This is a genomic window from Streptomyces sp. NPDC048671 (genome assembly GCF_055587045.1).
Window position 1 is genome coordinate 355,217 of the sequence record NZ_JBVJHB010000006.1, and the last position, 20,230, is coordinate 375,446.

Consider the following 20,230-nt stretch of genomic DNA (forward strand, 5'->3'; position numbering starts at 1 on the left):
ACCGAGCGTTCGGCGCCTCCGGGGGGAGGTCAACCGTCGTGGTTCCTCGCGGCCGGCCCGGCAGTCCCGGCAGTCCCGGCCGCGAACAGCCCGTCCCGGTAGAGGTCGCGGAGCAGGGCGATCTCGGCTCCGTGGTGCAGAAGTTCCTGGTTCACCCACCAGATGACGTCGATGAACGGCTCCTCCGGGTCGCTGCCGTGCGGGTAGGTGCAGTGGCCGACCCTGTCGAGCGCGGTTTCGTCGGCGGCGAGCAGTGCTTGGCGCCAGGCCGCGGCGGCGGCCGAGAAGCCCGCGATGGCCCCGGCGGCGTCGGGGCCTGCCCGGTAGTCGTCCTTGGTGAGGGCGTGGGTGCCGTTGGCGTGGTCGGCGCGGACGGCCAGCATCTCGCTGAGGTGCGCCAGCCTCCAGGCGATGGTGGTGAGGGGCGGCGGCACGGGGTGCGGCGAGTCCGCCGAGTCCCGGCCCCAGTCGCCCGCCCCCACCAGCAGGGTGGCGCGGGCTCCCGGCCCGTCCGCCCGGCGGCGGACCGACCAGCAGCCGGGCACCGGCTCCCAGAGGTACTCCGCGTCGGTCATCGGGGTGGCTTCGACCTCCACTCCGTTGCCGCTGTCCACCACCGGCCCGTCGATACGGCCGAGCAGGCGCGCGCAGCCGAAGTCGAACTGGTCCAGGAGCGGCACCAGGCGTGCGGGAATCCCGGTCTGATCGCCCATCATTTCTCCTTCCGCCCCGCCCCGCGCGGGAGCGGGTCGTGGGTGCCGGCGAGGCCGGCGGCCACAGTACCGACCGGGCGACGCCGGCGGCCGGGCTCGACGACCGGCCGGGCCCGAGCGCCCATGCCCGCACCGATGCCCGAACCGGTTCTCGCACCGCGTCCCGTACCGCGTCCCGCACACCGCCCGATCGCCAGGCGTGGCCTTCTCGTCGGGGCGGCCGCCACCGCCCTAACGTGGGGAACCGTGAGCCTCGCCGCCGCCGACGAGGGCGGCCTCCGGACCCGCACCGTGCGGGGCGTCCTGCCTGCCGGGTCGCCCGACTACGTGTATCTGCCGGTCGACGTCCCGCGCGGGGTCGCCGAGATCGCGGTCTCGTACACGTACGAGAAGACGCCCGTCCCGGCCGGGACGCAGGGCAACGCCCTGGACATCGGCATCTTCGACGAGCGCGGCACGGAGCTGGGCGGGCCGGGGTTCCGGGGGTGGTCCGGCGGCGCGCGCGGCAGCTTCTTCATCCGGGCCGACGCGGCGACCCCCGGCTATCTCGCGGGGCCGGTCCTGGCCGGGACCTGGCACATCGCCCTCGGCCCGTACACCGTCGCCCCGGAGGGGCTGCCGTACGAGGTGACGGTCACCCTGCGCACCGGGCCCACCGAGCCCACTTGGCGGCCCGTGTATCCGCCGGAGCGCGCGAAGGGGCGCGGGCGCGCCTGGTACCGCGGGGACTGCCACCTGCACTCCGTCCACTCGGACGGCAAGCGGACCCCGGCCGGGATCGCGGCCGCGGCCCGCGCCGCCGGGCTCGACTTCATCAACAGCAGTGAGCACAACACCACGTCCGCGCACGGTGCGTGGGAAGGGCTGTGGGGCGACGATCTGCTGGTCCTCACGGGTGTGGAGGTCACCACCCGCAACGGGCACGTGATCGCGCTCGCCACCGACCCGGGGACGTTCGTCGACTGGCGCTACCGGGCCCGGGACAACCGGTTCGGGCGCTACGCGAAGGCCGTCCGCCGGGCCGGCGGCCTGGTCGTGCCCGCCCATCCGCACGCCACCTGCATCGGCTGCCACTGGAAGTTCGGCCTGGGCGAGGCGGACGCGGTGGAGGTGTGGAACGGGGCGTACACCCCGCAGGACGAGTTCGCCCTGGCCGAGTGGGACAACTCCCTTGTGGCAGCGACCCGTTCGTCGACGCCGTGGATTCCGGCCATGGGCAACAGCGACGCGCACCGGGAGCCGGACCGGATCGGGCTCCCGCAGACCGTCGTCCTGGCCGACGACCTGTCGCGCGGGGCGATCGTGGCGGGCATCCGCGCCGGTCGCTCCTACATCGCCGAGTCGTCCGCCGTCAGCCTGTCCTTCGGTGTCTCGGACGGGCGGGGGCACCATGCCGGGATCGGTGAGCGGCTGCGGACCGAGAGGGACGACGCCCCCGTCACCGTACGGCTGGAGGTCACCGGGGCCCCGGACTGCACCGCGCATTTCGTCACCGACCAAGGGACGCTGTTCACCTCGGCGCTCCCGAAGTCGGGTACGGGGACGGTGGAGTGGCGTACGACGCCCGCGTACGCCACGTACGTGCGGGCCGAGGTCCGGCACCCTGCCGCGCTGCCGGGGCTGCCCGGAGCGCCGGCGGCGCTGACCAATCCGGTGTTCCTGGCGGGGTAGGGCCTTTCCGGCCGGATCGCGCCGGGCTCGCGGATCAGCAGGGACAGCTCCTGGCGGGCTCGCGGATCAGGCCGTGCTCTCCTCGACCCTGGACCACGCCGCCCTCGGGGTGTAGACGGTGGTCCTGGGCCTGGCAGCCGCTGTAGGGGTCCGCAGGTCCGTGCTGTCCCAGGTGACGTGAGCGGTGTACCCGAGCGGTCCGGCCGCCGGGGTCAGGTTGAGGGCGGCCAGATCCGACCGCGGATCGGTGGTACGGCTGTACAGACCGCCCGCCGAGACCGCCCCGTCGGGCTGGAACCCCATGGCCGTCGGGGTCTGGTCCGTGGCGAAGAAGTACGCCTCGCCGCTGATGGTGTAGGAACCCCGGGTGGTGTTGTGGATCTGGCTCGCGCTCTCGATCAGCGAGGTCATGCCGAAGGTGTCGTCGCCACCGTCGCTGACCGTGCCGTCCGCGTTGACCTGCCACAGCTCCCAGTACTGGCGTTCGCCCCCGTTGACCGTCCCGCCGTTCTGCACGTAGGCGTCCAGCGCCGGTCCAGGGATCGGGGACCAGCCCTGGCCGGTATGACGCTCCACGGCAAAGCGCCTGGTCACCTGCTGAATGATCACCCCCTGCCGCGGGTTGCCGATCACCCAGTCCCGCCTCCGGGAGAAGTTGCCGCAGAGCCCTTCCTCGTCCCCACCGGACCGGGTCGTGCCGAGAGTCGGTGCGGGCCCGCCGACAGCCGGGGCCCGCTGCACGGCGTGGTCCCGTGCCGAGGTCACGCTGCTGCGCTGCACCCCGGCGTGGTCGGTGTCGTGCTGATGCGGTCCGGCCATCACGCGGTGCGCGTTGGCCTCCGCCGCCCGCTCGAAGCGGTCGGAGGGGTCCGAGACCTTCAGCCCGGTCCCGTCGTCCGTGCCCGCCACGGGGCCCGAACGCTGCTGGACCACGTGGGTCAGTTCGTGGGCGAGCGTGTGCTCGTCGGTCTTCGCGCCGCCCAGGACGATGTGGTTCCCGGACGTGTACGCGCGGGCACCGATCTCGGCGGCGGAGCGCTGGGCGGTGGCGTCGTTGTGCAGCCGGACGTCGGAGAAGTCCGTGCCGAACCTGGCCTCCATGTCCTCGCGCACCGGCTGTTCGAGCGGGCGGCCCGCCGTGCCCAGCACGTCGTGCACCGCCGATCTCTGTACGGGGCGGTCCGCGACCATACGTGCGACGGCCGCGTTGCCCACGGTCCGCTGCAACACCGCCATCTCCGCCGCGGATCCCGGTGCCGCGACCGGGCCGGGAGGGCGGTCCGACGCGTGGTCCTGCGGTCGTGGACGGTGGGCGCGGGTGGTGCGGCGTTCCTGCTCGTGCTCCGGCACGGTGCCTCCAGCCATCGGTCCCTCCCATTGATAGCGCGTCGCGCCCGGCCGGCCAATGGGCTTCCGGGGCGGTCAGGGGGCACCGTTGCTGCACTTCTCGGCCACCGCCCGGGGCGGCGCCGCGCCCGCGTCCAGGGCCGGGGCGGATGCGGCGAGGGTACGGAACCGCTGCGCGCAGCCGCGTCGTTGCACCACCGCCAGCCCCGCGACCGCCGTGCCGAGCACCAGCCACCCCGCCGGCCCCGCGGCCATCACCACGCCGGTCAGCAGCGGGGGCCCGGCGGACTTCTGGATGGACTGCGACATGCCCGCGACCCCGAGGTAGGCGGCCCTCGCGTCCGGGGGCGCCAGCAGGACGGCCAGCTCCCACGAGCTCACCGACCGCATCAGCTCCGCCAGGGTGACCAGCACCGCCGCGGCGAGCAGGACCGCCGCGGCCGTCCAGGTCCCGCACCGGGTGGCCCCGGCCAGGAGCGCGCAGCACACGAACATCAGGCCGCCGTACAGCAGCAGCGTCCGGACCGTCCGGCGCGGGCCCTCGGCCCGCTTCGACACGGCCAGTTGCAGCACCACGACCAGCACGGTGTTGATGACCAGGAAGGCCGGTACGAGGGCGTGCGGCGCGGACGTGCGGTTCACCAGCCACAGCGGCAGGCCGACGCCCAGCACGGAGTCGTCGAGGTTCATCGGGATGTCGAGCAGGACGAACCGGAGATAGCCCCGGTCCCGCCAAGGGCTCCTCGGCCGGGCGGAGTCGCGCACCGTGACGGCCTCCGGCGACGCGGCCCCGGCGACCGCGACCCCCGTCGCCCGCGCCACCTCGACCGTCGTCGTCTCCCGCAGCTCGCCCGTGCGCCACACCAGCACCGCGGCGACGGCGAAGGACAGCGCGTTGCCGAGGATCAGGGCGCGGTAGGCGTCCGTGGTGCCCACGGCCAGCCCGATGGCCGCGATCCCGGCGCCGACCCCGTAGCCCGCGTTGGCCGCGCTGCGGGACAACGCCTGGTAGGCCACGCGCCGTTCGCCCGCCGCGCGGGTGGCGAACAGCATCTCCAGCGTCTTCGCCGCCCGGTCCCCCAGGTAGGTGACGGCGACGACGGGCAGCAGCGCCTCGAAGCCCGAGCACATGAGCACCAGGGTCAGGGTCACCAGCCGGAGCAGATGGCAGCCGATCAGCAGCGGCCGCAGCGGGAAGCGGCCGGCCAGCCGTCCGGCCAGCGGCGAACCGACGATGCCCGCCACTCCGGGCGTTCCGGCCGCCCGGCGGATTACGCAACTGGGCCAGGAGCCCCGGCCCGCGCGTGGCTGCCCGCTCGCCCTCGCTCCTCCTGGTGCGTCGCACCACCCACCCCCGGATACCTCGACATGAACAGACCGATGGACCCGGGAAAGCCTGCCGGGGGTTATTCTCGATGTCAAGATACTTGATGCCGAGATACTTTCCTGGCGCCTCACGCGCGGCAGGTCGTGGGAACGAATCGGGCAGGGACCCCGGGAGCTGCCTCCGGAAGCCCCTCGACGACCTGGACAAGGACCGCTGCCGTGCCGACGCTCAGACGCGCAGGTACGAGGAGACCTTGCCGGGGCCGTAGGTCATCAAGGCCCACAGAGAACTGATCTCACGGGCGCCGCTCCACGGCCCGCCACCGGTCGGGGTACGGAAGGACGCCACCTTGATGGCGCGTTGCCGGAACACCTCGGGTCGCAGGTAGCGCATTCCGCCGGTCCCGCACAGATACGTGGCCGCCCCGGTCGCGTCCGCGAGGTCGGCGAGTCTCTCCGAACGCCCGGAGCGCGAGGGGAGCGTGCTGCTGCGGACCACGCGGCCGCGCCAGTCGAGCAGATCGAGGAGCAACCGCGTGGACGTCTCGGCAATCACGTCTGCGTGATCTGTCTCCTGCATGAGTTCGAGAAGTGGTTGCAGCGCTTCGCGGAAGCAGGGCCAGTACGGGCTCGACCCGTAGTACTGCTCAAGGAGCAGGGCCACCTTCCGCCGTGACTTCGCGGGGTCGACGAGCCGAGCCTCGTGGATGAGTGTCGGCCGACCGTGCGGCAGGTGCGTCGGAAGCGTGAGCCACTGTCGTTGCCGCGGGTCCGGGAGCGAGCCGAGACGGGCTCGGTGCTGGTAGTCGCGGCGAGCGAACTGCACGTCGTCCAGGACGACCCAGCAGTCCGCCGCGTAAAGCTTGGCAAGGGTCGAGAGCCGAGGGAAGAGGTTGGGCTGGTGGATGGCGCAGAGGCCGCCCTTCCCTGGCTCGGGTGGGCGGTCAGTCGTGGAGCAGCCAGGCGTCGTAGCCTCGTTCACGTAGCCGCTCAAAGGAGTCGCGGACATGCTCCGGAACCTCCTGCTCGATGGCGAAGCCTCGACGCGGGTACTCCATGACGCGGTGGGTGTCGCCCATCATCATGGCGATGAACTCGGCTTCGTCGTCCTGTGCCTTGGCGTACTCGTCGAAGGTCAACGTCTCCGAGGCACAGACGGGTTCCACCTCGGGCCACTGTTGACGGCAGGTGGCGTACGCCCGCCGCTGCATGTAGGGCATGGACACCAGCAGGACGGAGAGCAGCTCCTGGCCCGTGTCCTCCAGTACTTCGCGGGCGAAGTTGATGTTCTGCCCGGTATTGGTTGCCCGGGTCTCCAGCAGGATCGCCTGATCCGGCATCCCCAGGGCGAGCGCTTCCGCCCGGAAGTGAACGGCCTCGCCGTGCGGGAAGCGTCCACGGGTAGCGGGTGTGATGCCTCCGGTGAAGACCACTGTGGGAAAGAGGCGCGCACGGTAGAGCCCCGCCACGGCACTGACGACGCCGAGGTCGCAGCCGCCCAGGGCCACGGCGGCCGAGACGGGGCGGACAGGATGGTGCATGAGGTTGAAGTCCCACAGTCTCCGGGCGTCATCCCGGTCGACGTCGGTGATCGGGTTCATGCGTGGTCCTCGCTGTCGCTGATGCTGGTGATGCTGCGCAGTTGGTGTTTGAGCCCGTGCCTGCCTGCGGTGACAGCGGCTCGGGCAAGGCCTGCCCGGCCCTCGTCCGCCGTCGCGGGATCGGACAGCAGGATGTGTGCCTGCGCGGTGTCGAGTTGTACGTGCTCCAGAGGAGAACTCGGAAGTCCCGCGGATCGGGCGGCCGCGATGTGGCGCAGCGCGCCTGTGAGGTCTCCCGCACCGCGATGGGCGAGGGCGAGTTTCTGCTGGGACACTGCCCAGTCCTCGGGCTCCACTAAATCGTAGAAGTCCCGCGCGGCCACGTGCATGAGCTCGATGGCCGAGTGATTGCGGCCCTGTTTCGCCAGCGCGGTGCCGATCCAGAGCCGGGCCCGCACCCGGTCGCGTCGGTTCAGCCGCTCGTCAGCGGCGAGCGATTCGTACCGGGAGGCAGCGGGCGCGAGCCGGCCCGACATCTCGGCGACGACGGCGAGCGAGAGTTCGAGCTGAGCTGCCCGGCGCGGGACGCCCAGCGTGACGAACATGCTGTGCGCCTCGCCGTAGAGCGAGGACGCGGTGAGGAGGTCGCGGACCGTGCCCTGCAGCCGTCGCATGTCACCGTTGAGCGTGAGCGACCGCGCGTAGAGGTACAGCCCCCTGTCGTCCAGATCGCGCGGTGGGACACGGCGCAGCCAACGGTCGATCAACGTGCCCGCGAAGCAGAAGTCCTGGCGGCTCAGGCAGACTGCCGCGCGTTCCAGGTCCTCCGCCCACGTCTCGTACTCCGCGACGTTCGGCGCCGCAGGACCGAGGTTGCGCGACGCGGCCCCCTGTTCACCCAGCCGGTGCACGAAACGCTCCGTGGCGGCGGCGTCCGCGCGGGCGAGCACGGTGTCGAGCATGGCCTGACTGTCGGCCTGCGGCGTCGTACCGCCCAGCAGCTTCTCCCATTTGGAGACGGTGTTGACCGCGACCCCCAGGTGCTCGGCGAAGCCCCGGACACTCTTGCGCAGGGCCAGCCGCAGAGCTCTGGCTTCCAGGCCGGTCCAGTGGTGCACGGTCTCCACATCTCGCTCCTCTCCCGTGGTCATGGAAGCACGGCCGTAGCGGGAGGAGGGGCGGAAGTGGGACAGAAGTGGAACAGCGGTTGATTCCAAGGCACGGCCGGAGAGACCAGGCTCAAGGGGCCGCCTCTCCCGGGTCTCCGGAGGGGCCGGCTGTCGGTCTCCATGAACGAGGTGTGCCATGACGAAAGCGCTGCACAAGTACTTCGACGCCAGGCGTCGGTCGGTCGGCCAGGCCCGCCGGTTCGTGCTCGCCACCCTGGCGTCGTGGGACGTCACCGGCGAGCCGGCCGAAGACATCCGCCTGTGCGTCTCGGAGTTGGCCACCAACGCCCTGGGCCACGGCACCCGACGCGGTCACGGCTTCCTGGTGCGCCTCTGTGCCGACGAGAACGGCGTACGCCTGGAGGTCCACGACAGCCGCGACGCCTCCCCCGAGTCCCGCCCATGGGTGCGCCCCGCCTCCGACACGGACACCACGGGGCGCGGACTGTGCATCGTCGGGGCGCTCGCCGACGACTGGGGAGTGGAGGACCGCGCCCCGTACGGAAAGGTCGTGTGGTCCCGTTTCGAGGCCGTCCACGAGACCCCGCCCGCCTGAGCCCTGTGGTTCAACGGCCCGGCCCCTCCCCGCCCTCCGCCTCAGCCCGGCCAGACGATCGCCTGGAGTTCGCTGTACGCGTGCAGGGCGTACGAGCCGACATCGCGGCCGACACCGCTCCGCTTGAACCCGCCGAACGGGGCCTCCATGTTCCGGCCGATGGTGTTCACGCCGACCCCGCCCGCCCGCAGCCTGCGGGCGACGCGGAAGGCGCGGGCGACATCGCCGGACCAGACGTAGTCGATCAGCCCGTAGTCGCTGTCGTTGGCGAGCGCGATGCCCTCCTCCTCGTCGTCGAAGGGGACGACCACCACGACCGGGCCGAAGATCTCCTCCCGCACGACCCGCATGTCCGGTGTGCAGTCGGCCAGCAGCGTGGGCGCGACGTAGAAGCCGCGGCCGGTCGGGTCGGGGCGTTCGCCGCCCGTGACGATCCGGGCCCCTTCCTTGCGGCCCAGTTCGACGTACGACTCGACGCGGTCGCGGTGGGCGGCGGAGACGACCGGGCCGACCACCGTGCCCTTGGCCGTCGGATCGCCGACCGTCAGATACCCGGCGTACCCCGCGAGCTTCTCGATCAGGGCGTCGTGGGCGGCCCGTTGGACCAGGACGCGGGTCGGAGCCGTACAGATCTGACCGCTGTAGAAGGAGAACGTGGTGCCGATGCCGGCCACCGCCGAGTCGAGGTCGGCGTCGTCGAGCACCACGGCGGCGCCCTTGCCGCCCAGCTCCATCAGCTGCCGTTTCATGGACCGGCCGCACACCTCCGCGATGCGCTGCCCGACCGTGGTGGAGCCGGTGAAGCTGACCATGTCGACGTCGGGCGAGTCCACGGCGGCCTCGCCCGCCTCGGCGCCCGCACCGCTGATGACGTTGACGACGCCCGCCGGTACGCCCGCCTCCGCGAGTGCCTCGGCCATCCGGTAGACGGAGAGCGGGTCCTGCGGGGCGGGCTTCACGACGACCGTGTTGCCCATCGCGAGCGCGGGGGCGATCTTGCCGGCCGGGTTGGCCCAGGGGTTGTTGTACGAGGTGATGCAGGTGACGACGCCCACCGGCTGGCGGACGGCGAGCGCCCCGAAGATTCCGGCCCGGCCCATCGGCCCGGCCTCGTTGATCTGCGGCGGGACCGCCTCCTCCACCGGTTCCAGCGCGCCCTTCGCGTACCGCCGGAACCGGGCGGCGCCGACGGCCACCTGCATCCCGCGGGCGGTGCCGGTGGTGGCGCCGCTCTCCGCCTGGGCCAGGGCGGCGTTGGCCGTGAAGTCGCGTTGCATCAGGTCGGCGGCGCGGTCGAGGATCGCGGCGCGTTCCTCGGGGCGGGTCCGGGACCAGGTGGAGAAGGCCTCACGGGCCGCCGCGGCCGCCTCGTACACCTGCGCGCGGCTCGCCTCGGGGGCGAGGCCGACGACGTCCTCGGTGGCCGGGTTGATCACCTCGTAGTGGCCGCTCGCCGGCTCGGTCCACTCGCCGCCGATGAAGAGGCGCTGGGGGGTGGTCATTGCGTGCTCACCGTCCGGGTGTCGCGTCCGGAGCGCAGGACCGTGCCGGGGACCGCGCCGGTCACCTTGTCGTCGCGCAGCGTCTCCACCCCGTTGACGCGGACCGACACGATGCCGAGGGCCTTGGAGTCGAGCCGGGGGCTGTCGCCGGGCAGGTCGTGGACGAGGGTGGCGGGGCCCGCGTCGATGCGTTCGGGGTCGAAGAGTACGAGGTCGGCGTGGAAGCCCTCCGCGATGCGGCCGCGGTCGCGCAGGCCGAAGAGGCGCGCGGGGTCGTCCGTGAGCATCTTCACGGCCGCTTCGAGGGGGACGAGCTTCCGGCCGCGCAGGCAGTCGCCGATGAAGCGTGTGGTGTACGGGGCGCCGCACATCCGGTCCAGGTGGGCGCCGGCGTCGGAGCCGCCGAGCATGACGTCCTCGTGCTCCCAGGTCCGCTGCCGCAGCGCCCAGGAGTCGGGGTCGTTGTCGGTGGGCATCGGCCACAGCACCGTACGCAGCTCGTCGGCCGCGCATATCTCGACGAGGCAGTGGAAGGGGTCCTGCCCTCGCTCGGCGGCGATGTCGTTGACGACCCGGCCGCCGAGGCCCTCGTTGGCCTCGCTGTAGGTGTCCCCGATGACGTACCGGCCGAAGTTCGCGAGGCGGCGGAACACACCGGCCTCCTTGCTGTTGGCGCGGCGCAGCATCTCGGTCCTGGTGTCCGCGTCGCGGAGCCGTTCGATGCGCTCGGGGACGGGCAGGGACAGGATGTCGCCCCAGCCGGGAATCAGGTTGAGGGCGCAGAACGTGCCGAGCGACATGTTCATCGGGGTCAGGATCGGCATCGTGAGCGCGACGATCCGGCCGCCCGCGCGGCGGGCGCGCTCACTGGGGACCAGCTGGCGCGGGACCCGCTCGGGGACGGCGGCGTCGATGGTCAGGACGTTCCAGTTGAGCGGGCGTCCGGCGGCCGCGGTCATGTCGACGAAGAGGTCGATCTCCTCGTCGGAGAACTGGTCGAGGCAGCCCGCGACGATCGCCTCGATCTGGGTGCCCTCGTGCTCGCCGACCGCGCGGGAGAGTGCGAGGAGTTCCTCGGGGCGCGCGTGCCGGGAGGCGACCGGCTGCCCGTCGCCGTCGGCGTGGGTGGAGGACTGGGTGGTGGACAGGCCCCACGCCCCGGCGTCCATCGCGTCGTGGAACAGGGCCAGCATGGCGTCCAGTTGGGCCGGGGTGGGCTGTCCGCCGACCGCGTCGGCGCCCATGACGTGCCGGCGCAGCGCGCAGTGCCCGACCATGAACCCGGCGTTGACGGCGATCCGCCCGTCGAGCGCGTCGAGGTACTCGCGGAAGCTGGACCAGGTCCAGTCGACGCCCTCCTCCAGCGCCTTGAGCGCCATGCCCTCGACCCGCGACATCATGCGCCGGGTGTAGTCGGCGTCCTCGGGCCGGTCCGGGTGGAGCGGGGCGAGGGTGAACCCGCAGTTGCCGCCGGCGACGGTGGTCACGCCGTGGTTCATCGACGGGGTGGCGTACGGGTCCCAGAAGAGCTGCGCGTCGTAGTGGGTGTGCGGGTCGACGAAACCGGGCGCGAGCACGAGACCGGTGGCGTCCTCGGTGGTCGCGGCGGGCCCGGGGGCCGTGCCGGGTTCCGCGATGACGGCGATACGGCCGTCGCGGATACCGATGTCCGCACGGTAGGAGGGTCCGCCGGTGCCGTCCACGACGGTCGCTCCGCGGATGAGGTGGTCGAGCATGAGGGGTCCCTTCCGTGATGTGCCAAACGTGGATGTGCGCCGGGGTGCGTACGGCCGCGGTACGCACCCCGGCTCGCGGGGCGGCGGTCCGGGAAGACGCCGCCCGCGAAACCGGGCCCCTCCGGAGATCGAGGAGCGGGGTTACGGGGGCAGAGCCCCCGCGGCCTACGCCGCGTCGCGGAACCGGGTGGTCCGGTGGACCGGGTCCGTGTCGATCTCCGGGATCACGTGCTCGCCGATCAGCTTGATCGAGTTCAGCGTGTCCTCCCGGCTGATCCCGATCGGCATCCCGAAGCTCAGCTGGTCCGCGCCCGCCCGCTCCCACCGCCGGCACTGGGCCAGCACCTCGTCCGGATCGCCGCAGATCATCAGCTCCTCGGCGATGAGGAGTTCGATGATCTCCTCGGAGTACTCCGGCAGCAGCTCCGGCCACTCCGGGATGCCCTCCGGGCGGGGGAACGTGTCGTGGTAGCGGAACAGCAGCGACTGGAGGTAGTTCAGCCCGCCGCCCACCGCGATCTCGACGGCCTTCTTGTGGGTCTCGGCGCAGATCGCCGTCGAGGTGACCATGACGTTGTCGTTGACGAAGTCACCGATCGGCTCGGCGTCCTTGACGGCCGTCTTGTAGGACTCGACGACCCACTCCATGTCGGAGACCTTCTGCACGCTGAAGCCCAGCACGCCGAGCCCCTTCTTGCCCGCCATGGCGTACGAGGACGGCGAGCCGGCCGCGTACCACATCGCCGGGTGCGACTTCCCGTACGGCTTGGGCAGGATCTTGCGCGGCGGCAGCGACCAGCTCTTGCCCTGGAAGCCGACGTACTCGTCCTGGAGCCACATCTTGGGGAACTCCCCGATGGTCTCCTCCCAGAGGTCCTTGGTGTGGTTCATGTCGGTGATGCCCGGCATGAACCCGAGGATCTCGTGGCTGCCCGCCCCGCGCCCGGTGCCGAATTCGAAGCGCCCCTCGGAGAGGTGGTCCATCATGGCGACCTTCTCGGCCACCTTCACCGGGTGGTTGACCGGGGCGAGCGGGTTGAAGATGCCGGACCCGAGGTGGATGCGGTCGGTGGCGTGGGCGAGGTAGCCCAGGTACACGTCGTTGGCCGAGATGTGCGAGTACTCCTCCAGGAAGTGGTGCTCGGAGGCCCAGGCGTACTTGAAGCCGGACTTGTCCGCCTGGATGACGTACTCGGTCTCCTCGATCAGCGCCTTGTGCTCTGCCCCGGGGTCCGCCTTGGCCCGCGCGGCGGGCACATACCCCTGTACAAAGAGCCCGAATTCCAAGGGGGTTCACCGTCCTCAATCTTTTCTGACACACCGTCAGATTCTGATGCGTCCGACTGTTCCACCGACACCCCGACCCGTCAATACCTGACGCTCCGTCAGGTGAGATGGCGGGGCGGCGCGGTCAGAACAGACTGACCCCGGCCAGCCACCCGCCGTCGATGACGAACGGCTGCCCGGTGATGTACGAGGAGTCGTCCGAGGTCAGGAAGAGCGCGAGCGCGGCGACCTCCTCGGGCCGGCCGATCCGCCCGAGCGGGACGAGCTTGCGGTAGAGCTGGTCCACCGCGGCCTTCGACTCCTCGGGGTCCGCGGACGGGTCGAGCGCCGCGGGATTGGTCATCGCGGTGTCCACGGCGCCGGGGCAGACGGCGTTGACCCGGATGCCCTTCGCCGCCAGCTCCACCGCCGCCACCTTGGTCAGACCGAGCACCGCGTGCTTGGTCGCGGCGTACGCGCCCACGAACGCCATACCGGTCAGCCCGGTGTACGAGGCCGTGTTGACGATGGTCCCGCCCCCCGCGGCCTCGATCTCCGGCGCCACGGTCTTGATCCCCAGGAAGGCCCCCACCTGATTGACCTGGACCACCTGCTGGAACTCCTCCAGCGGCGTGGCCACCAGCTCGTTGAACCGCAGGATCCCCGCGTTGTTGACCAGCCCGTCGATCCGCCCGAAGGCACCCTTCGCCGCGGCGACCGCCGCCTGCCAGTCCGCCTCCCGGCTCACGTCCAGGTGCACGAACAGCGCGGTCTCCTGCCCCAGCTCCTTCGCGAGCGCCTCGCCCTGCTCGTCGAGCACATCGGCGATCACCACCCGCGCGCCCTCGGCGGCGAAGAGCCGCGCCTCCTGCTCGCCCTGCCCGCGCGCCGCGCCGCTGATCAGCACGGTCCGCCCGTCCAGCTTTCCCATGGCCTGACTCCTACCTGTCGAGGTGAGGTGCGACATCGGCGGCGAACGCCGCCATCTGATCGGTCAGTTCGGCCCTGCTGCGGCTGCGGAACCGCACCTGGATCTGGTGCACGCCCATCGCCGCGTACTCCCGCAGCGACTCCGCGAGCGCCTCCGGCTTCCCGCTGAGGGTGCGCCGCCCCACGGACCAGTCCGGCTCGCCCACGTACAGCGGCTCGGTGATGGCCCCGACGACGACCGGCTCCTCCACCCCTGCCGCCTCCCGCAGGGCGTGCAGCCGGGCGATCTGCTCCGGCAGCTTCCCTCGCGGATCACCCTGCGGCAGCCAGCCGTCCCCCCGCACGGCGGCCCTGCGCACCGCGGCGGGCGAGGAGCCGCCCACCCAGATCGGAACCCGCTCCTGGGCGGGCCGGGGCAGCTGGCCGAGCCCGCTGAAGGAGAACCGCTCCCCCGCGAACTCCGGGTACTCCTGCGGCCCGAGCGCGGCCCTCAGCGCGTCGACGGTCTCGTCGAGCACGGCGCCCCGCCCGTCGAAGTCGACCCCGAGCGCGTCGAACTCCTCGCGCACATGCCCAGCCCCGACCCCGAGGATCAGCCGGCCGCCGCTGAGGTGGTCGAGGGTCGCGTACTGCTTGGCGGTGGCCAGCGGATGCCGCAGCCCGACGACGGCGACATGGCTCATCAGCAGCACGCGCTCGGTGACCCCGGCGAGGAAGCCGAGCGTGGCCACCGGGTCGTACCAGACGGTACTCATCCCCTCCGCGAGCCGGCGGGGGATGGCGACATGGTCACAGCTCGCCAGATAGGCGAACCCGGAACGGTCGGCGGTGCGGGCGATCTCGACGAGGTCCGAAGGCGTGGCCCCGGCCTCCCACGGCTCCGCGTAGATGGCGCTCTGCGACTGGATCGGGAGCTGCATCCCGTACGACAGCGGTCCGGCGGGCAGTATCGGCACCGAACGGCCTCCTTCCCCTGGCACGAATCTGACGGCTCGTCATATTGCGAGCGGAGTCATCGTCGTACCTGACGCATCATCAGGCAAGGGGTGGTCGGGGAGAAGGGGCTCAGGAGGTCGTCAGCGGAGCACCGATCTCCAGGTCCGCATCGAGCCTGGCGATGAGCTCGGCCGCCTGCGAGGGGACGTGACGGCCCGCCCAGCCGGCGGCGAGAGCGCGGAACCCCAGCAGATCCCTGCGGACCAAATCCAGCACGCCGGGCAGGCCGGACAGGGGCAGCCGGACCGGCTGCCCCTCGGGACGCTCCGCGTCGTCGCCGCCGTCGGGCCATACGCGGACGACCTGGCCGTCGAGTTCGACCCTCGGCGTCGGATCGTGCCCGAGGTACACCGGATCGCCGTCCAGCAGCCGGAGCCACTCGCGCCAGTCCTCCAGACCGCAGCAGCACCCCGGGTTCACCGTCACGCCGGTCGCCGCGTCCCGGACGCGCAGACCTCCCGAGGCCACGACCCGGTCGCAGGCGATCAGCCGTCGCACGCGCTCGGCGGCGTCCGGTACGCGGCCTCTGTCGTCGGGATCCGTCGCGAACCAGTCGGTGAGCAGCGCCATCGCGGCGCCGACGTCGGACTCCGGCATGCGGCCCGAGAGGGCCAGGAAGGTGTAGGGCGGCAGGGCGGTCACGGGCCAGGGCACCGCGTTCGCCGCGTCGGCGGTTTCCAGGACGGCATCGACGATCAGCACCACCCCAGTGTCGGCGATGCGGGCCGGGCGGGCGGCGTCCACGTCATACCCGTCACAGGACCCCCGCCCGGGAGCCCCCGCCCAGGGCGGAGAGCGCAGGCTCCCCGTCCGGGCGCGGGCCCGCCCTACTTCCGGTACAGCTCCTCGATCTCCGCCTCGAAGTCCCGTGTGATCGCGTCCCGCTTCAGCTTCAGCGACGGCGTCAGGTGGCCGCCCTCCTCGGTGAAGTCCACCGGCAGGACGGTGAACTTGCGGATCGACTCGGCGCGCGAGACCAGCCGGTTGGCCTCGTCGACCGCGCGTTGCAGCGCGGTGTGCAGTTCCTCGTCGTGGACGAGTTCGCGCACCGGGACGTCCTCCTTCTTCTTCATCCGGCGCCAGTGGGACAGCCCGTCCGGCTCCAGGGTGATCAGGGCGGTGATGAACGAGCGGTTGTCGCCGACCACCATGCACTGGCTGACCAGCGGATGGGCGCGCAGCCAGTCCTCCAGCGGGGCCGGGGTGACGTTCTTGCCGCCGGACGTGATGATGATGTCCTTCTTGCGGCCGGTGATCGTGAGGTAGCCGTCCTCGTCGAGCGCGCCCAGGTCGCCGGTGGCGAACCAGCCGCCGTCCAGCGCGGGAACGGCCTCGCCGCGTTCGGTGTCCCAGTAGCCCTGGAACACCTGGCCGCCGCTGAGCAGCACCTCGCCGTCCGGCGCGATGCGGACGGCGCTGCCCGGCATCGGCCAGCCGACCGTGCCCAGACGCGGTCTGAGGGGCGGGGTCACGGTGGCGGCCGCGGTGGTCTCCGTCAGGCCGTAGCCCTCGAAGATCTCGATGCCGGCGCCCGCGTAGAAGGCGGCGAGCCGGCTGCCCAGTGGGGAGCCGCCGCAGATCGCGTACCGGACCTGGCCGCCGAGCGCCGCCCGGATGCGGCGGTAGACCAGCGGGTCGTAGAGCGCGCGGGCCGCCCGCAGCCCCAGTCCGGGTCCGGGTCCGGTGCCGTGTTCGGCGGCCTCGACGGCCTGCCCGTACCGCTGGGCGATCCGGGCGGCCCGGTCGAAGGACGAGGCGCGGCCCATCTTCTCGGCGGTGGCCCGGCCGGTGTTGTACACCTTCTCCAGTACGTACGGGATGGCCAGCAGGAACGACGGTCTGAACCCGGCCAGATCGGCGAGCAGGTCCTCCGTCCGGATGGACGGGGCGTGGCCCAGGCGGACCCGGGCGCGCAGGCAGCCGATCGCGACCATCCGCCCGAAGACGTGCGACAGCGGCAGGAACAGCAGGGTGGACGCGGGGTACTTGCTGACCGATTTGAAGACCGGGTGCAGCAGCTCGATGGCGTTGTCGACCTCGGCGAAGAAGTTGCCGTGGCTCAGCACACAGCCCTTGGGGCGGCCGGTGGTGCCCGAGGTGTAGATGAGGGTGGCGGGGGTCTCCGGTTCCAGCGTGGCGCGCCGGGCCGCGACGGCGTCGTCGGGGATGTCCCGGCCGCTCTTCTTCAGCCGGCCCAGCACGCCCGTGTCCAACTGCCAGAGGTGGGCGAGGTCGCCGAGCTGCTTGCGTTCCTGGCTGATGACGCGGCTCTGTTCGGCCGTCTCGACGGCGCAGGCGACCGCGCCCGAGTCCTGGAGTATCCAGCGGGCCTGGAAGGCGGAGGAGGTCGGGTAGATGGGGACGGTGACCAGACCGGCGGCCCAGGCCGCGAAGTCGAGCAGCGTCCACTCGTACGTCGTACGGGCCATGATCGCGATGCGGTCGCCGCCCCGCAGCCCTTCCGCGATGAGGCCCTTGGCGACGGCGAGCACCTCGCCCGCGAAGTCCGCCGCCGTCACGTCCTGCCAGCTGCCGTCGGGCTGCTTGCGGCTGAGGACGGCGTCGGCGGGTGCCTCGCGGGCGTTGTCGAAGGGGATCTCGGCGAGCGAGCCGCGGCGGACGGGCGGGGCGAACGCCGGCACGGAGACCTGCTGGACGCTGCCGTCGGCCGCCCTGACCTTGGCGGGCTCGACCAGGACGGGCGCGGTGGGTGTGGCGGGTGGCGTGGACACGTGCGGCTCCTCGGGCATCGGGGTCGGGCGGGGTCGGAACGGGTCGGGACGTGTCTACGTGTACGGGTCAGGCGCGTTCCAGGATCGCCGTGACGCCCTGGCCGCCGGCCGCGCAGATCGAGATCAGCCCGCGTCCCGGGGTGCCCCGCTCCGCGAGGAGCTTGGCGAGGGTGGCGACGATCCGGGCGCCCGTCGCGGCGAACGGGTGCCCGGTGGCCAGTGAGGAGCCCGCCACGTTGAGCTTCTCCCGGTCGACCGGGGCGAGCCCCGCCTTCTCCCAGGCGGCCAGCGTGGCGAGCACCTGGGAGGCGAAGGCCTCGTGGACCTCGAAGAGGTCGAAGTCCTCGACCGTGAGACCGGCCCGCTCCAGCAGCCTCGGCACGGCGTACGCGGGCGCCATCAGCAGACCGTCCGCACCGCCCACGTAGTCGACGGCCGCGGTCTCGTGGAGGGAGAGGTAGGCCAGTGGTTCCAGCCCGTGCCGCTCCGCCCACTCCTCGCTCGCCAGCAGTACCGTCGCGGCGCCGTCGGTGAGCGGGGTGGAGTTGCCCGCGGTCATCGTCGCGTCCGGGTGGTCCGCGCCGAACACCGGCTTCAGCGTGGCGAGTTTCTCCACCGTGGAGCCGGGGCGCAGGTTCTGGTCGCGGTCCAGGCCGAGGTACGGGACGACGAGGTCGTCCAGGAACCCCCGCTCGTACGCGGCGGCGAGGCGCTGGTGGCTGGTGGCGGCGAGCAGGTCCTGGTCCGCGCGGGCGATGTCCCACTGCCGGGCGGTGACCGCCGCGTGGTCGCCCATCGAGAGGCCGGTGCGGGGTTCGGCGTTGCGCGGGATGTCCGGGACGAGATGCCGGGGACGTACCCCCGCGAACGCCTTGACCCGGCCCCCCGCCGACTTCGCCCGCCGGGCCGACAGCAGGAGCCTGCGCAGTTCGTCGTTGACGCCGAGGGGCGCGTCGCTCGTGGTGTCCGCGCCGCCCGCGACCGCGGAGTCGACCGTACCGAGCATGATCTTGCCGGCGGCGGCGATGACGGCCTGGAGGCCGGTGCCGCAGGCCTGCTGGATGTCGTACGCGGGGGTGCGCGGGTCGAGCCGTGAGCCGAGCACGGTCTCGCGGGCCAGGTTGAAGTCCCGGCTGTGCTTGAGGACCGCGCCCGCGACGAACTCGCCGACCCGCTGCCCCTGGAGCCCGAACCGCTCGACCAGACCGTCCAGTGCGGCGGTCAGCATCTGCTGGTTGGAGGCCTGCGCGTAGGGCCCGTCCGAGCGTGCGAAGGGGATACGGCTGCCGCCGATGACCGCGACCCTGCGGGGCCGCGGGAGTGCGAGGGGGATCAACTCGACCAACTCATCTCGACCAACTCCTGACTCTTAAGTAACCTTACTCTTGAGTAAATCTAAGACCGAGCAGGGAGTCTGGACAATGGCCGACCGCTATCTGCACTTCACCGGCACAGCAACCGGCCGATTCCTGACCCGGAGAATCGGCCTGCCGCAGCCCGCACCGCTGCGCCGCTGGTCGCCCGCGACCCCGTCGCTGACCGGCCCCGTCCTCCACCTCACCGCCGGGGACTCCACCGTCACCGACGAGCTGGGCGCGCTCCTCGCCGCGACCGGCCTGGAGGTGACGGCGAGCGCCGACCGGCCCGCCGCGATCGTCCTGGACGCCACGGCCGTCCACAGCGCCGCCGGGCTCGGGGACGTGCACGCCGCGCTGCACCCCGTCGTCCGTTCCCTCGCACCGGGCGGCCGCGTCGTCGTCCTCGGAGTGCGCCCGTCCCCGGACGACCACCACCAGGCCGCGGCTCAGCAGGCCCTCGAAGGCTTCGTGCGCTCACTCGGCAAGGAGATCGGCAAGGGCTCCACCGTGCAGCTGGTGCGCCTCGCGCCCGGCGCGGTCGCCGGTGCCGAATCCACCCTGCGCTTCCTGCTGTCGCCCCGGTCCGCGTACATCAGCGGCCAGGTCATCGAGGTGACCTCGGCCGCCCCCGGCCCGGTCGCCGACTGGGCCGCCCCGCTCGCCGGGCGCACCGCGCTGGTCACCGGCGCGGCCCGCGGCATCGGCGCCTCGGTCGCCTCGGTGCTGGCCCGGGACGGCGCCCACGTCATCTGCCTGGACATCCCGCAGGCCCGCGAGGACCTGGTGCGCACCGCCGAGCGGCTCGGCGCCACCGCGCTGCCGCTGGACATCACCGCCGACGACGCGGCGGCCCTGATCTCCGACGCCGCCCCGGACGGCCTCGACATCCTCGTCCACAACGCCGGCATCACCCGTGACCGGCGACTCGCCAACATGGCCGCCGACCGCTGGGCCTCGGTCATCGACGTCAACCTCGACAGCGTGCTGCGCACCACGGACGCGCTGCTGAAGAGCGGCACCGTCAACCGCGGCGGCCGGATCGTCGCCACCGCCTCCATCGCGGGCATCGCCGGCAACAACGGCCAGACCAACTACGCGGCCGGCAAGGCCGGGATCATCGGCCTGGTCCGCTCGCTCGCCCCGCGCGCCGCCGCCGATCACGGCGTCACGGTCAACGCGGTCGCCCCCGGCTTCATCGAGACGAAGATGACCGCCGCCGTCCCGCTCCTCATCCGCGAGGCGGGCCGCCGGATGAACTCCCTCTCGCAGGGCGGACTCCCGGTCGATGTGGCCGAGACGACCGCCTGGTTCGCCCAGCCCGCGTCGAGCGCCGTCAACGGCCAGATCGTCCGGGTCTGCGGCCAGAGCCTGCTGGGGGCGTGACCCG

Annotated in this window: 17 protein-coding genes; 3 read left to right on the top strand and 14 right to left on the bottom strand. The window is 72.2% G+C overall.

Annotation, left to right across the window (positions count from 1 at the left end; translation table 11 throughout):
• Positions 1 to 29 precede the first annotated feature (29 nt).
• Positions 30 to 713, bottom strand: coding sequence for a DinB family protein (locus tag ACZ6S6_RS14830; RefSeq protein ID WP_469705875.1), 684 nt, complete (start codon positions 711 to 713; stop codon positions 30 to 32).
• Positions 714 to 848: 135 nt separating this feature from the next.
• Between ACZ6S6_RS14830 and ACZ6S6_RS14835 the strand changes: the two genes are divergently transcribed.
• Positions 849 to 2,384, top strand: coding sequence for a CehA/McbA family metallohydrolase (locus tag ACZ6S6_RS14835; RefSeq protein ID WP_469705876.1), 1,536 nt, complete (start codon positions 849 to 851; stop codon positions 2,382 to 2,384).
• 66 nt (positions 2,385 to 2,450) lie between these two features.
• Here ACZ6S6_RS14835 and ACZ6S6_RS14840 read toward each other — a convergent pair whose 3' ends face one another.
• The 5 genes from ACZ6S6_RS14840 to ACZ6S6_RS14860 all read right to left on the bottom strand — a co-directional run bounded on the left by ACZ6S6_RS14840 (position 2,451) and on the right by ACZ6S6_RS14860 (position 7,725).
• Complete coding sequence (locus ACZ6S6_RS14840) at positions 2,451 to 3,749, bottom strand: eCIS core domain-containing protein (protein WP_362963879.1); 1,299 nt, start codon at positions 3,747 to 3,749, stop codon at positions 2,451 to 2,453.
• Positions 3,750 to 3,806: 57 nt separating this feature from the next.
• Complete coding sequence (locus ACZ6S6_RS14845; protein WP_469705877.1) at positions 3,807 to 4,976, bottom strand: MFS transporter; 1,170 nt, start codon at positions 4,974 to 4,976, stop codon at positions 3,807 to 3,809.
• Positions 4,977 to 5,286: 310 nt separating this feature from the next.
• Positions 5,287 to 6,066 (bottom strand): WbqC family protein, encoded by a 780-nt coding sequence (locus ACZ6S6_RS14850; protein ID WP_469705878.1) that lies wholly within the window; start codon positions 6,064 to 6,066, stop codon positions 5,287 to 5,289.
• Positions 6,002 to 6,658, bottom strand: coding sequence for a YdcF family protein (locus ACZ6S6_RS14855; RefSeq protein ID WP_362963885.1), 657 nt, complete (start codon positions 6,656 to 6,658; stop codon positions 6,002 to 6,004). Before ACZ6S6_RS14855 ends, ACZ6S6_RS14850 begins: the two co-directional genes overlap by 65 nt.
• Positions 6,655 to 7,725: a helix-turn-helix domain-containing protein gene (locus tag ACZ6S6_RS14860; RefSeq protein ID WP_469705879.1), complete on the bottom strand. Its 1,071-nt coding sequence runs from the start codon at positions 7,723 to 7,725 to the stop codon at positions 6,655 to 6,657. The genes ACZ6S6_RS14855 and ACZ6S6_RS14860 overlap by 4 nt, the downstream gene beginning before the upstream one ends.
• 178 nt (positions 7,726 to 7,903) lie before the next feature.
• On the opposite strand from ACZ6S6_RS14860, the gene ACZ6S6_RS14865 reads away from it, so the two are divergent.
• A complete protein-coding gene (locus ACZ6S6_RS14865) occupies positions 7,904 to 8,323 on the top strand; it encodes an ATP-binding protein (protein WP_362963888.1) in 420 nt (139 codons plus the stop codon).
• Between the two features lie 41 nt (positions 8,324 to 8,364).
• Here the strand turns inward: ACZ6S6_RS14865 and ACZ6S6_RS14870 are convergent, their stop codons facing one another.
• The 8 genes from ACZ6S6_RS14870 to ACZ6S6_RS14905 form a co-directional block, all read right to left on the bottom strand.
• Positions 8,365 to 9,825, bottom strand: a complete 1,461-nt coding sequence (locus tag ACZ6S6_RS14870) for an aldehyde dehydrogenase family protein (protein ID WP_469705880.1) — start codon at positions 9,823 to 9,825, stop codon at positions 8,365 to 8,367.
• Positions 9,822 to 11,561: an N-acyl-D-amino-acid deacylase family protein gene (locus ACZ6S6_RS14875; RefSeq protein ID WP_469705881.1), complete on the bottom strand. Its 1,740-nt coding sequence runs from the start codon at positions 11,559 to 11,561 to the stop codon at positions 9,822 to 9,824. Before ACZ6S6_RS14875 ends, ACZ6S6_RS14870 begins: the two co-directional genes overlap by 4 nt.
• Positions 11,562 to 11,726: 165 nt before the next feature.
• A complete protein-coding gene (locus ACZ6S6_RS14880; RefSeq protein ID WP_469705882.1) occupies positions 11,727 to 12,848 on the bottom strand; it encodes an LLM class flavin-dependent oxidoreductase in 1,122 nt (373 codons plus the stop codon).
• A gap of 124 nt (positions 12,849 to 12,972) precedes the next feature.
• A complete protein-coding gene (locus ACZ6S6_RS14885; protein WP_362963897.1) occupies positions 12,973 to 13,758 on the bottom strand; it encodes an SDR family NAD(P)-dependent oxidoreductase in 786 nt (261 codons plus the stop codon).
• A gap of 10 nt (positions 13,759 to 13,768) precedes the next feature.
• Positions 13,769 to 14,713, bottom strand: a complete 945-nt coding sequence (locus tag ACZ6S6_RS14890; RefSeq protein WP_469705883.1) for an LLM class F420-dependent oxidoreductase — start codon at positions 14,711 to 14,713, stop codon at positions 13,769 to 13,771.
• Positions 14,714 to 14,822: 109 nt separating this feature from the next.
• Complete coding sequence (locus tag ACZ6S6_RS14895; RefSeq protein ID WP_469705884.1) at positions 14,823 to 15,497, bottom strand: hypothetical protein; 675 nt, start codon at positions 15,495 to 15,497, stop codon at positions 14,823 to 14,825.
• Between the two features lie 83 nt (positions 15,498 to 15,580).
• Entirely contained in the window at positions 15,581 to 17,485 is a 1,905-nt protein-coding gene (locus ACZ6S6_RS14900; RefSeq protein WP_469705885.1) for an AMP-dependent synthetase/ligase, read from the bottom strand.
• 67 nt (positions 17,486 to 17,552) lie between these two features.
• Complete coding sequence (locus tag ACZ6S6_RS14905) at positions 17,553 to 18,830, bottom strand: acetyl-CoA C-acetyltransferase (protein WP_362963907.1); 1,278 nt, start codon at positions 18,828 to 18,830, stop codon at positions 17,553 to 17,555.
• 76 nt (positions 18,831 to 18,906) lie between these two features.
• Here ACZ6S6_RS14905 and ACZ6S6_RS14910 point away from each other — a divergent pair, with 76 nt between their 5' ends.
• Positions 18,907 to 20,226, top strand: coding sequence for a 3-oxoacyl-ACP reductase (locus ACZ6S6_RS14910; RefSeq protein ID WP_469705944.1), 1,320 nt, complete (start codon positions 18,907 to 18,909; stop codon positions 20,224 to 20,226).
• Positions 20,227 to 20,230 lie beyond the last annotated feature (4 nt).